The organism is Sphingopyxis sp. SCN 67-31 (assembly GCF_001725095.1).
Genome location: NZ_MEFH01000105.1, coordinates 1 through 12,144, shown reverse-complemented (window position 1 = coordinate 12,144; position 12,144 = coordinate 1). Strand labels below are relative to the sequence as shown.

16 protein-coding genes are annotated in these 12,144 nt (G+C 65.4%); 6 read left to right on the top strand and 10 right to left on the bottom strand.

Features of this window, described 5'->3' with window-relative positions:
- The 3 genes from ABS88_RS19735 to ABS88_RS19725 form a co-directional block, all read right to left on the bottom strand.
- A partial coding sequence (locus tag ABS88_RS19735; protein WP_286750356.1) for a hypothetical protein occupies window positions 1–334 on the bottom strand: 334 nt, incomplete at its 3' end.
- The gene (locus tag ABS88_RS19730) at window positions 312–965 is read right to left on the bottom strand and encodes a Panacea domain-containing protein (protein ID WP_286750355.1); all 654 of its coding nucleotides are present in this window, start codon (window positions 963–965) and stop codon (window positions 312–314) included. The genes ABS88_RS19735 and ABS88_RS19730, both read right to left, overlap by 23 nt.
- Window positions 958–1,251: a BrnT family toxin gene (locus ABS88_RS19725; RefSeq protein WP_286750354.1), complete on the bottom strand. Its 294-nt coding sequence runs from the start codon at window positions 1,249–1,251 to the stop codon at window positions 958–960. The genes ABS88_RS19730 and ABS88_RS19725 overlap by 8 nt, the downstream gene beginning before the upstream one ends.
- A 169-nt stretch (window positions 1,252–1,420) precedes the next feature.
- Here ABS88_RS19725 and ABS88_RS19720 point away from each other — a divergent pair, with 169 nt between their 5' ends.
- Complete coding sequence (locus tag ABS88_RS19720) at window positions 1,421–1,945, top strand: 2'-5' RNA ligase family protein (RefSeq protein ID WP_286750353.1); 525 nt, start codon at window positions 1,421–1,423, stop codon at window positions 1,943–1,945.
- A 22-nt stretch (window positions 1,946–1,967) separates the two neighbouring features.
- On the opposite strand, the gene ABS88_RS19715 is transcribed toward ABS88_RS19720, so the two are convergent.
- Entirely contained in the window at window positions 1,968–2,693 is a 726-nt protein-coding gene (locus ABS88_RS19715) for a GGDEF domain-containing protein (RefSeq protein WP_286750352.1), read from the bottom strand.
- Between the two features lie 189 nt (window positions 2,694–2,882).
- On the opposite strand from ABS88_RS19715, the gene arr reads away from it, so the two are divergent.
- Window positions 2,883–3,311: an NAD(+)--rifampin ADP-ribosyltransferase gene (arr, locus tag ABS88_RS19710; RefSeq protein WP_286750351.1), complete on the top strand. Its 429-nt coding sequence runs from the start codon at window positions 2,883–2,885 to the stop codon at window positions 3,309–3,311.
- Window positions 3,312–3,342: 31 nt separating this feature from the next.
- On the opposite strand, the gene ABS88_RS19705 is transcribed toward arr, so the two are convergent.
- The gene (locus ABS88_RS19705; RefSeq protein WP_286750350.1) at window positions 3,343–4,209 is read right to left on the bottom strand and encodes a TauD/TfdA dioxygenase family protein; all 867 of its coding nucleotides are present in this window, start codon (window positions 4,207–4,209) and stop codon (window positions 3,343–3,345) included.
- A 185-nt stretch (window positions 4,210–4,394) separates the two neighbouring features.
- On the opposite strand from ABS88_RS19705, the gene ABS88_RS19700 reads away from it, so the two are divergent.
- Window positions 4,395–4,853, top strand: coding sequence for a glycine zipper 2TM domain-containing protein (locus ABS88_RS19700; RefSeq protein WP_062901744.1), 459 nt, complete (start codon window positions 4,395–4,397; stop codon window positions 4,851–4,853).
- Between the two features lie 42 nt (window positions 4,854–4,895).
- On the opposite strand, the gene ABS88_RS19695 is transcribed toward ABS88_RS19700, so the two are convergent.
- The 5 genes from ABS88_RS19695 to ung form a co-directional block, all read right to left on the bottom strand.
- The gene (locus ABS88_RS19695) at window positions 4,896–5,324 is read right to left on the bottom strand and encodes an OsmC family protein (RefSeq protein WP_286750349.1); all 429 of its coding nucleotides are present in this window, start codon (window positions 5,322–5,324) and stop codon (window positions 4,896–4,898) included.
- A gap of 63 nt (window positions 5,325–5,387) precedes the next feature.
- Window positions 5,388–5,720, bottom strand: a complete 333-nt coding sequence (locus ABS88_RS19690) for an Mpo1-like protein (protein WP_062765871.1) — start codon at window positions 5,718–5,720, stop codon at window positions 5,388–5,390.
- A 48-nt stretch (window positions 5,721–5,768) separates the two neighbouring features.
- Entirely contained in the window at window positions 5,769–6,233 is a 465-nt protein-coding gene (locus ABS88_RS19685; protein WP_286750348.1) for a YaiI/YqxD family protein, read from the bottom strand.
- The gene (locus ABS88_RS19680) at window positions 6,230–6,988 is read right to left on the bottom strand and encodes a sulfite exporter TauE/SafE family protein (RefSeq protein WP_286750347.1); all 759 of its coding nucleotides are present in this window, start codon (window positions 6,986–6,988) and stop codon (window positions 6,230–6,232) included. Before ABS88_RS19680 ends, ABS88_RS19685 begins: the two co-directional genes overlap by 4 nt.
- Window positions 6,985–7,698, bottom strand: a complete 714-nt coding sequence (ung, locus tag ABS88_RS19675; protein ID WP_086456645.1) for a uracil-DNA glycosylase — start codon at window positions 7,696–7,698, stop codon at window positions 6,985–6,987. The genes ABS88_RS19680 and ung overlap by 4 nt, the downstream gene beginning before the upstream one ends.
- A gap of 92 nt (window positions 7,699–7,790) precedes the next feature.
- Between ung and ABS88_RS19670 the strand changes: the two genes are divergently transcribed.
- From ABS88_RS19670 to ABS88_RS19660, 3 genes are all read left to right on the top strand, one after another.
- Window positions 7,791–8,135: a phosphoribosyl-ATP diphosphatase gene (locus ABS88_RS19670; RefSeq protein ID WP_286750346.1), complete on the top strand. Its 345-nt coding sequence runs from the start codon at window positions 7,791–7,793 to the stop codon at window positions 8,133–8,135.
- Window positions 8,136–8,171: 36 nt separating this feature from the next.
- Window positions 8,172–8,549 (top strand): histidine triad nucleotide-binding protein, encoded by a 378-nt coding sequence (locus ABS88_RS19665; protein WP_058812989.1) that lies wholly within the window; start codon window positions 8,172–8,174, stop codon window positions 8,547–8,549.
- Window positions 8,550–8,686: 137 nt separating this feature from the next.
- Window positions 8,687–12,144 (top strand): MG2 domain-containing protein (locus tag ABS88_RS19660; protein ID WP_286750345.1); only part of this gene is annotated, 3,458 nt, incomplete at its 3' end.

Sequence of the window (12,144 nt, the reverse complement as noted above, 5' to 3'; positions counted from 1 at the left end):
GGAATGATCCGAACTCGGGTAGTCCCTCAATACCCGATTCCTCGAGATATCGGCAGAATGCTGGCAAAACTTCACGGCCTGCATTCCGGGCTGCTTGCATAGGGATTTCCTCAGCTTTTTCCAAAGCTGTTGCTGGCGTAAGATGCCCGTATGCGATCCCCGCGCAAAGCTTCTGGACCGGTTGAAGCGAATGTCGGGGAGGGTTGGCGACGAACTTCTGCAACTGGAGAACGGTGTCGTCCAAACGCCTTTTATTGTGGCGAACCCAATTCACCAAATTGGGTAGCCTCATAAGAGATTTAATTTTCTTCTCAGTATCTTCCATCAAGGTCACGCCGCTCCGGCGCCGAAGCAAGGATCAATTCGATTGAGATGACCATTCCAGGATTCACAGGCGCGGCAGACTTCCAAACCCGGTCCCAAGGACCGTCATCTCGATGAGAGATTCTTCTCAGTTGCGCTGCCGTGAAATCCTTATAATCATCTATCACCGATTTGAAAAAATCCACGTCACCAGCAGAAAACTGCTCTCTGGCTTCAACCATTTCACGGTCACGAACCGAATATCTCGAAATTCGACCTGATATAGGCTTGTCGTCGTTTTCTTTTACGGCGTGATACACTTCACGGAAGACTGGACCGTGATTCCATGCTTCCACTCGTGCCTGCGTATATAAAATATGTCTCTCAACTAAACCTCGCTCAAAAATAAAATAAATCAGCTTGTTTAAAGACATGTTGGAAGCATTCAGACTCATCTCAGACAGATAGTCCAAAACCCAATTGGCGATAGCACGTATGTCATAGCCGCGCTCATCAAGGGACACGGTAGAAAAACGTCCCCGAACAGCGCGGTTCCAGTCTGTGACCTCCGGCGCATCCGACGTGTCGATTTCATCATCGGGCATAAGAGCCAAACGACTCAACTCCGCGGCAATTTTTGGATCGATAGGTTTTTTAGCCATTGTGATATCCGCGTCTTTCAGTACGCGTCGCCTTTCGTGCGCTTATGATACGCCCCACAAACGCAGTTGATCCGGGTTCCTGTTGAGGTTCAGTATGCACTACAAAAAGCAGAACGCCCAGCACCATGCCGATCGTCCTCCATCGTGCCTCGACCTCACACGGATCGAGATCAGACAGAAGGCATGGATCATCAAAAACTAAACCGGCAGTCTCAAAAGACACGCCATGTTTCGAGCGGTTATCATCCGCTTTTTGGGGATCCCAAGTCCATACGACATCAGGCACAGAATTTTCGTAGCTTAAACTACGCTATGTGTGAAGTTGAAATACCCGATATACGAAACGGCAATTTAAGCAAGCCCGTTGAGATACACGAAGCATGGTCTACAGCTTCTTTTTCCCATAAACGTGGCAGCACTCGGCCCCGCTCCCACCCCATGCTACACTCCCACCCATGCGCGCCCGGAACCCCCTCTACGTCATGGCGAAGCCGCCGCCGGAGGTGCAGGCGGCGATCGCCGCGCTGCCGCGCAATGATCCCGGACGCGGCCTCGAGCTGCTCCATGTCACTCTCATCTCGCTCTATGACCTGCATTACGCGCCGCCCGAGTGGCTGCCCGCGACCATCGCCGCGCTGGACAGCTTCGTCGCGGCGCCCTTTCCGCTCCGCTTCGACCGGATCGAGAACCGCAAGGCGGTGACTTTGCGCACGCGCGAGCCGCTGGCCGAGGCGCGGGCGTTCCAGAAGGCGCTGGCCAACCATCTGCTGCGCGAAAAGGCGCCGATCATGGACGGCACCACCCCCGAACCGCACATCACGATCAACTATCGCGGCGACCGGCTGGGTTCGCAGACATTCGTCGCGCTGAAACTGCCGCCGATCGGCTGGACGGTCGACGAGATCATCCTGATGGAAAGCATCGTCGGCAAGACCACCCATGTCGAACATGGCCGCTGGCCGCTGCGCGCCGGCGCCTGAGTCCGGGCGCGCTTCTCCGCGGCTAACTCGCCAGCGCCATTCGGTCGCGGCCGCCGTCCTTGGCCGCATAGAGCGCGGCGTCCGCGCGCGAGAGCAGGGCGTCGAGCCCTTCGCCCGCCTGCGCCACCGCGACGCCGAAGCTGCACGTCATGCGTTGCAGCCCGGCCGCGGCGGGGACGGGCATATGCGCCAGATCGTCGGCGATGCGCGCGACCAGCGCCGCCGCGTCGGTTTCGGCGGGAACCAGCAGCGCGAATTCCTCGCCGCCGATCCGCGCCACCAGCCCGCCCTCGGGCGCGGCGCGCGCCAGAACGGCGGCGGCATGGGTCAGCGCCAGGTCGCCCGCGGCATGGCCCATGCTGTCGTTGATCCGCTTGAAATGGTCGATGTCGGCAACCAGCAACTGCACCGGCGCCCCCGCCGCCAGCCGCTCGCGCGCCGCCTCGACAAAGGCGCGGCGGTTCGCCAGCCCGGTCATCGCATCGCAGCGCGCCAGCGTCTCCAGCGCCGCATTCGCCCGGTGCAACCGCCAGCTCAGCCACGCGATCCAGCCATAGGCGGGGGGCGCGACCAGCAACGGCACGATCGCCGATGCCCACATCGCGTGGGAATATTCAAGGTCGCCGAACTGCGTAAAGCTCAGGTGGGTGAACAGCATCGACGCCGCCACCGAAAAGCCGACGACCAGCACCCCGCCCAGAATCAGGCGCAGGGCGGGTTTGACACGGCGGGCGGCGCGATGCGGCATGGCCCGGTTATAACGGCGCCCGGTAAAAACATCTTAAGCAAAATGGCGCGCGGGCGCGCCGAAGGGAAGTGACAAGATTGACAACTTCCGCCCCAATGGCGCGCATCCTCCGCCGGGGAACCGAAGCGCGCGTCGGCGGTTGATGCCGGTCCCGTGCAATCCGTTCCAGCCAGCGAAAGCGAGCCTGCGATGACAGCCAGTTCCAAGCCCACCGGCCCCGATGCGGGCGCGACCTTCTACCACGGCACCCGCGCCGACCTGGCCGTCGGCGATCTGCTCGCGCCCGGCTGGACCAGCAATTACGGCACCGACAAGCCGCTATCGTGGATCTATTTCTCCGCCGCGCTCGAATCGGCGATCTGGGGGTGCGAGCTTGCCGCGGGTGACGGCCGCGAACGCATCTATATCGTTCAGCCGACCGGCGACTGGTTCGACGATCCCAACCTCACCGACAAGAAATTTCCCGGCAACCCGACGCGCAGCTACCGCAGCCGCGCGCCGCTGCGCATCGTCGGCGAAGTCGAAAGCTGGACCCCGCACCCGCCCGAGGTGCTGCAGGCGATGAAGGACGGCCTCGCCCGGCTGAAGGCCGAGGGGAAGGATGTGATCATCGATTGACCGGGCGGGCGGGGCCGCGGCGCCGCCGGGATCAGCTGCCCTGGCGCTCGTCCTTGTAGAAGGGCCGGTCGCCGGCGATCGTCACCCGCTCCATCCGGCGCACCGCGGGGAAATAGTCGGATGCCGCATAATGCTGGCCGGCGCGATTGTCCCAGAAGGCGATCGATCCCGCCTCCCAGCGAAAGCGGCACTGACATTCGGGGATGGCGGCCTGCGCATAGAGATGCGCCAGCAGCCAATCGCTCTCCTTCTCGCTCAGCCCCTCGATATGGCTGATGAAGGCGGTGTTGACATAGAGCGCCTGCTCGCCGGTTTCGGGGTGGGTGCGCACGACCGGGTGGCGCTGCGGCGGATATTGGTCGTGCAGTTCCTCCGGCCGCTTGCCCAGCCGGCGGGCAAAGACGCGCGCGATGTCGTGGACCGCGGTCAGGCCGCGGCACCAGTCCTGCATCGCGGGCGACAGGCCGCGAAAGGCGGCGCCCATGTCGGCGAACAGCGTGTCGCCGCCGACCGGGGGAACCTCGACCGCGCGCAGGATCGACCCCAGCGACGGTTCGGCGCGCCAGGTGACGTCCGAATGCCACGCATTCTCCTGCCCCTTCGAATTGGGGCCGTGGGCGATGTGCAGCACTTCGGGATCGGGCTGGTCCTTCGGCGTCGCAGGGTGGATCTCCAGCGTCCCGAAGCGGCGGGCAAAGGCGATATGCTGCTGGGCGGTGATGAACTGGTCGCGAAAGAAGATCACCTTGTGCGCCAGCAGCGCGGCGCGGATTTCGGCGATGGTCTCGTCATCCTGCTCGGCCGACAGGTCGATCCCGCCGATCTCGGCGCCGATCGACGGGGTCATCGGCATGACTTTCAGGCGGGCAAAACTGCGCGGCGACGCGGCGACGTTCATGGCATCTCTCTCCAACCGTTCCTGTTTTCGGCGGCGAATAGGCGCCTTCGCCGCCGCCGAGTCAAGGCAGGCGCTCCGGCCCGCGACGGAACCACAAGCGGCGTTCGCGGGTCTTCTATGGCGGAAGACCTGCGCTCCACCCGGCCGTCCCCCGGCCTTTCCCCCGACAGGTCAGGAGAGACGATATGAAAAAAGCAACGATGCTCACCCTCGCCCCGCTCGCCGCGGCGACCGCGCTTGCGGGCTGCGCCTCGACCGGCAGCTATGGCTATGACGATGGCGGCTACGGCTATTACGACAACAGCTATCACGACCGCTACGGCCGCTACGACTGGAACAATCCCGATCCGCGGTACGGCGGCTATTATGCCGACAATTATTACCGCAACGACCGCCGCTACCGCGAACGCCGCATGTCCGACGGCGACCGCATTTATCGCGGCCGCGATGGCAAATATTATTGCCGCCGTTCCGACGGCACCACCGGACTGATCGTCGGCGGCATCGCGGGCGGTGTCCTCGGCAACGTCATCGCGCCGGGCGATTCGAAGACGTTGGGCACGGTGATCGGTGCCATCGGCGGCGCGGTCGCGGGCAATGCGATCGACCGCGGCAGCAAGAAGGACGACGTGCGCTGCCGCTAAGCGTCTCCGCCGGGCCGGCCCGTGCCGGCCCGGCGCACCGCCTCAATTCTCGAGCGTGTGTTCGAGCGTGATCTCGCAGTTCAAAACTTTCGAGATCGGGCAATTGGCCTTGGCATCGGCGGCGATGACCGCAAAGCGGTCCGCCTCGATCCCCGGCACCCGCGCCGTCAGCGTCAGTGCCGATTTGGTCACCGTGAAGCCGTCGCCATCCTTGTCGAGCGTCACATCGGCCTTGGTATCGATCTGCCCGTCGCTGAACCCTGCCCGTGCGAGTGCGAAGGACAGCGCCATGGTAAAGCAGGACGCATGCGCCGCCGCGATCAGCTCTTCGGGATTGGTGCCGGGCCCGTCCTCGAAGCGCGAAGCAAAGCCATAGGGCTGCGCATCGAGCGCGCCGCGCGCCGTCCAGATATGCCCCTTGCCGTCCTTGCCGAACCCTTCGTACCGCGCCGAACCGCTGTTGACCGTCATCGCTTTGCTCCTTCTGATGGCTCTCTCTTTGCAGGAAGCCCGCAGCGCCGCGATGGTTCCGGATCAGCGGGCAACACCGGCCTTGTCGAGTTCGCTGCCCAACCGGCCGGTCAGCCACAGCGCCCACATGCGAAAATCGGCGGCGAGGCTCCACAAGGGATAGGTAAAGGTCGCGGGACGATTCTTCTCGACCCCGAAATGCGCCGCCCAGGCAAAGGCATAGCCCGCGACAGGAAGCGCAGCGAACAACCACCAGCGCCCGGTCGCAAGCGCGGCTACCGCCAGTAGCACGACGAGCGATGTCCCCATATAGTGGAGCGCCCGCGTATGCGGCTTGCTATGCTCGCGCAGGTAGAAGGGCCAGAATTCGGCAAAACTGCTGTAGGTGCGCGCCATGACGACACGATGCGCACGGTCGCGGTGCGGGTCAAGCCCGGCAACGCCCTACCCCGCGCGGTTCAACCGGACGAGTGCAGCGTCGAGCGCTTGCAGGAATTGTGACCGGTCGGCCTTTGAAAAGGGTGGCGGCCCGCCGATCCCGGCGCCCATGCCGGCGCGCAGGTCGGCCATGATCGCGCGCGTCGCGATGGCCGGTCCGATCGAGGCTGTAGTGAAGGGCTTGCCATTCGGCGCCAACACGGTCGCCCCCGCCTTGAGCGCGCGGTCGGCGAGCAAGATATCGGCCGTGACGACGATGCTGAGCGCATCGGCCGCCGCCGCGATCCAGTCGTCGGCAGCATCGAAACCGTCGGACACGGTTATCCGCTCGATCAGCGGGTGGTCGGGGACACGCAGACGGCTGTTGCTGACGACCTTCACCGGGACTTCGTGGCGCCAGGCGACGCGGTAGATTTCGTCCTTCACCGGGCAGGCGTCGGCGTCGACCAGGATCGTCGGCGTCCCGCTCATCCGGCAATCCCGTCCCACAACAGCTTCGCGCCCAGCAAGACCATCAACCCGTAGACGATCACATAGAAGCGCGCGCCGTCGATCCGCTTCAGCCAGCGCACCGTCAGCAGCGTCGCGACGATCGCCAGCGGCATCAGGAGCAGGGCCGCGACGATCACCTCGTGCGGGAAAGCGCCGAGCGCCAGATAGGCGGGAACCTTCATCCAGTTGACGATCGCGAACAGGATGGCGCTGGTCCCGATAAAGCTGAGGTGCGGCAGCTTGCGCGGCGTCACCCACATCTGGAACGGCGGGCCGCCGGCATGCGCGATCTGGCTGGTGAACCCCATCAGCCCGCCGAACAGTGTCCCCACCCAGCCCGGCGAGCGCGACGCCGCGACGATGCGTCCGCCGCGTTCGACCCACAGGCGATAGAGGCCGAAGGCGAGCGTGATCGCACCGAGCGCCGCCATCAACTGCGCCTCATCGACGCGGTCGGCATAATAATATCCGGCCGCAACGCCCGCCGCCGCACCGGGGAGCATCCAGCCGATGACCCAGCCGTCCCACGTCTTGCGAAACGACCACACGCTGATGACGTCCTGCACGATCAGGATCGGCAGCAACAAAGCCGCCGCGGTGGCCGGCGGCAGCACCAGCGCCGCCAGCGGTGTTGCGAGCGCGCCGACCCCGGCCAGCCCGCCCTTCGCCATGCCGAGCAGGATGACCGCGACGATCAGCACCGCGAGCGTCAGCGGATCGGCGAGGATGCTCATGCGGCCGGCGGGTCGACCGGGTCGGGCAGCCGCCAGTCGATCGCCCCGCGCCCGTGCGCCTCCAGAAAGGCATTCGCCTGGCTGAACGGCCGCGACCCGAAAAAGCCGTTATGCGCGGACAAGGGCGAAGGATGCGGCGCGCGCAGGATCAGGTGCGGCCCGTCGGCGCCCAGTCCCGGCACGTTCGCCGCCTTGCGCTGCGCATGGCTGCCCCACAGGATGAAGACCTTGGGCGCGGGGTCGGCAGCGACCGCTGCGACCGCAGCGTCGGTGAACTTCTCCCACCCCTTGCCCTGATGCGACGCCGCCTGCCCGCTTTCGACCGTCAGCACATTGTTGAGCAGCAACACGCCTTGTTCAGCCCAATGCTTCAAATATCCGTGCCGCGCCGGCGGGATGCCGAGGTCGCTCGCCATTTCCTTGTAGATATTGACGAGGCTGGGCGGCGTGCGCACGCCCGGCTGGACCGAAAAGCACAGCCCGTGCGCCTGTCCGGGCCCATGATAGGGATCCTGTCCAAGGATGACGACGCGGACGTCCTGCGGCGGGGTGGCATCAAGCGCGGCGAACCAGTCGCGGGGGCGGGGAAAGATTGTCTTCCCCTTCGCCCGCTGTTCGCCCAGAAAGGCCCTGAGCTGCGCCATATAGGGCTGGTCGAACTCGCCGCCGATGCGCGCGAGCCAGTCGGGATGCAATTTGACATCGGCCATGCCGGCGCTTGACCAGAGCCGCGCCGCCTTGTCCAGCGTCCATTCCCTCGCTAGGCGGTCTGCAACGGCCATGGCACCGGAGGAGTGGGCGAATGACGCAGGAACAGGATGGCGCGATCGGCGATGCCTTGACGCTGCTCGAGGCCGTGGTGCGCGCGCGCCTCGCCGCGGGCGACGCCGGCGCCTCCTACGTCGCCAGCCTCGCCGCCAAGGGGCGCGGAAAGATCGCGCAGAAACTGGGCGAAGAAGCGACCGAAACGGTGATCGCAGCGCTGACCGAGGACGATGCGGCGCTGACCGGCGAGGCCGCCGACCTTGTCTTTCACCTGACCGTCCTGTTGGCCGAACGCGGCATCGGCTGGGATGCCGTCGCCGCCGAACTCGCCCGCCGCCACGGCATTTCGGGCCACGCCGAAAAGGCCGCGCGCGCGCCATAGCTGTGAGCCACAACCGGCACGAACCCAGGAGTCCCCATGCCCATCGACGCCACCCTGCCCTATGACGAGAATAATATCTTCGCGCGCATCCTGCGTGGCGATCTGCCGTCGAAACCCGTCTATGAAGACGAATTCGCTTTCGCCTTTCACGACATCAATCCGCAGGCGCCGCTCCACATCCTCGTGATTCCCAAGGGCGCCTATGTCAGCTGGGACGATTTTTCGGCGCGCGCCAGCGATGCCGAAATCGCGGGTTTCATCCGCGCCGTCGGCAAGGTGGCGCGCGACCAGCAGCTCGTCGAACCCGGCTACCGCCTGCTCGCCAACATCGGCGGCCATGGCGGGCAGGAGGTGCCACATCTTCACGTCCATATTTTCGGCGGCCAGTGGCTCGGACCGATGCTCGCCCGTTGAGTTTTCCCATGCTGCTGTGACCCGTGTCACAGCGGCGCCCCGCCCTCCGGCTAGGCGGGACCGGTACGCGGGGCATGCTGGACAGTTGCACCTGTTTCCAGCAGGATAATGGCGGGTCCAGACGGGGAGACGACTCGATGATGACGGGATGGCGTGGGCTGGCGAACCGGCTGGCCGGCAAGATGCGATTCGCGCTCATCGTGCCCGTCGCGGTCGCGCTTGCGGCCGCTGGCGGCGACACCGTCCCGCAGGTCACGCTCGCCACGCCGGGCAGCGCCGGAAACGGCGACGGCACGATCAGCCGTTTCACCCTGCGCTTTTCCGAAGACATGGTGCCGCTCGGCGATCCGCGCGCCAAGGCACCCGCGACGAACGACTGCAAAGTGCCGTCGACCGGACGCTGGGTCGATACGCGCACCTGGGTTCTGGAATTTGCCAAATCGCTCCCCGGCGGTGTCAGCTGCCATGTCGAACTGCGCGCCGACCTGCGCACGGCGCGCGGCGTCAGCGTCGTCGGCAACGACCGGTTCGAGATCGACACCGGCGGTCCGTCGGCGCGCGCCGTCCTGTCGGGCGACCGCTATGACGGGATCGAGGAAGACCAGATATTCCTCGTCGCCACCAACGTCGCGGCCGATCGCGCCTCGGTGGGCCGCTATGGCTATTGCGCCGTCGATGGCATCGGAGAGAAGATTCCGCTCGACGTGCTGCCGCGCGAAACGACCACCGAAATCCTGACCGGCGTCGGCGACGGCGACTGGCGGCGACAGCAGTTCAGCTACGATGCCGGCCTGCCGCTGCGGCTGCCCGCAGCAGGCGCCGATCGCGAAGCGATGCTCGACCGGATCGTCCCGGTCAAATGCCGCCGTCCGCTGCCCCCCGGCCGCGAAATGGCGCTCGTCTGGGATGCCCGCATCGCCCAGCGTGGTGCGCCGAGCCGTACCGCCGGTCGCGATCAGCGCTTCGACTATGATGTGCGCCCCGCCTTCACCGCCAAGATGGCATGCAGCCGCGTCAATCCGCAGGCGGGCTGCAACCCGATCAAGGATGTCGTGCTGAGCTTCGCTGCTCCGGTCGCACGCGCGGCCGCGCTCGCCGCGACGCTGAAGACCTCTGACGGCAAACAGCTGACGCCCAAAGCGAGCGACGACGACAAGAACGATGCCTGGCTGACGCAGGTGCGCTTTGCGGGGCCGCTGCCACAGAATGTCGACGCGACGATCGTGCTGCCCGCCGACATTCGCGATCAGAGCGGCCGTGCGCTGCAGAATCAGTCGAACTTTCCGCTGAAATTCCACATCGACCGCGCCCCGCCGCTGGTCAAGTTCGCGGCCGACTTCGGCATATTGGAGGCAAGCGAGGGCGGCGTCCTGCCGGTTACCGTGCGCGGCGTGGAAGCCTCGCTGGTCCAGCGCGGGCTCAAGATGCCCGCCGCGACCCTGCGCGTCGGCGATGACGATGCCGCGGTCGCGCGCTGGCTGAAGCGCGTCGAGGATGCCGGAAAGACCGACTTTCGCGATGAGAAGAACGCGAAGGGCGAGGATATCAGCGTCAATTATACCGGCACGACGTCGGTATTCGATGGCGCGCCCGCAGGCGGCGAGCGGCGCGACCTGCAACTGACCCCGCCGGGTGGTGGCAAGGAGTTCGAGGTCGTCGGTATCCCGCTCGCCGAAAAGGGCTTTCACGTCGTCGAAATCGCCAGCCCCGAACTCGGCGCCGCACTGCTGGGGCGCAAGGCGACCCGCTATGTCGCAACCGCTGCGCTCGTCACCAACATGGCGGTGCATTTCAAATGGGGCCGCGAATCCTCGCTCGCCTGGGTGACCGCGCTCGACACCGGCTTGCCCGTGGGCGGCGCCGATGTCCGGATCACCGACAGCTGCACCGGGCGCCTGCTCGCGCGCGGCACCGCCGACAAGGCCGGCCGGCTCGCCTTCCCCACCGGCCTGCCCGAGCCCGAAACCTATTCGAGCTGCGAAGAGGATGCCGACCCCGCGAACAGCGAAGGTCATGCGCTGATGGTGTCGGCGCGATCGGGCGACGATTACAGCTTCACGCTGACCGATTGGGGCGACGGCATCCGTCCCTATGATTTCGACCTGCCCTATGGCTGGTCCGAACGCGACGATCTGTTGCACACCCTGTTCGACCGCTCGCTGGTCAAGGCCGGCGAAACCGTCAACATGAAGCATGTCCTGCGCCGCCAGGTCGGCCAGGGCTTCGCCATCCCCGCGGCGATGACGGGCAAGCTGCGCCTCGTCCATCGCGGTTCGGACACCGAATTCGACATGCCTTTCGCGATCGACGCCAACGGCAGCGGCGAAAATGTCTGGAATGTGCCCGCATCGGCGCCGATGGGCGATTACGACCTCGTCTTCGTCACCAAGGACAAGAAGGGCGAGGAAAAGACGATCTGGTCGTCCGAATCGATCCGCGTCGACGAATATCGCCTGCCGACGATGAAGGCCGCGATCACCGGCCCCAAGACCGCGTCGGTACGGCCGACGCAGGTGCCGTTGTCGCTGTTCGTCGGCTATTTGTCGGGCGGCCCGGCGGCCAATCTGCCGATCGAGATCCGCACCGATTTCACCCCGCGCTGGTCGCCGCCCGAAGACTATCGCGACTGGGATTTCGACGGCAAGCCGGTGAAGGAGGGTATCGTCCAGCTCGACGACAGCGGCGACGAGCCCGAACCCGACATGCCGCTCGCGCGCTCGACGCCGCTCGTCCTCGACGCCAACGGCAGCGCGCAGACCAGCATCACCGTCGATCAGCCGATCGTCGAACCGACGCAGATGGCGGTCGAGATGGACTATGAGGATGCCAATGGCGAAACGCTGACCAGCCGCCGCGGCATCATGCTCTACCCCTCGGCGGTGCGCCTCGGGCTCAAGACCGACGGCTGGCTGATGCGCGACAACGACCTGCGGCTCAAATTCATTGCGCTCGATCTCGACGGCAAGCCGATCTCGGGCCAGCGCATCCAGGTCGCGCTCTACAATCGCGAGATACTGACCGCGCGGCGGCGCCTGATCGGCGGCTTCTATGCCTATGACAACCAGATGCGCACGACCCAGCTCGGCACCAGTTGCACCGCAACGACCGACAAGCTCGGCCGGGCGAGTTGCGCAATGGCGCCCGGCGTGTCGGGCGAGGTGACGGTGGTCGCAACCACGGTCGATGCCGATGGCAACGAAGCGCGCGCGGTCCGCTCGGTCTGGCTCGCGGGCGATGACGATTGGTGGTTCGGCGGCGACAATGGCGACCGCATGGACGTGATCGCCGAAAAGCCGCGCTATGCCGCCGGCGACACGGCGGTCTTCCAGGTCCGCATGCCGTTCCGCGAGGCCACCGGCCTCGTCACCGTCGAACGCGAAGGCGTGCTGTCGAGCTTCGTCGTGCCGCTGAAGGGCACCGACCCGGTCGTGAAGGTCAAGCTACCCGCGACCTATGCACCCGACGTCTATGTTTCGGTGATGGCGGTGCGCGGCCGCGTAACCGGCGGCGAAAGCTGGTTTCGCAAGATGAAGCGCGCCGTCGGCTTCAAGATCGAGAATAGCGAAGGCGCGCCGCCGACCGCGCTCGTCGATCT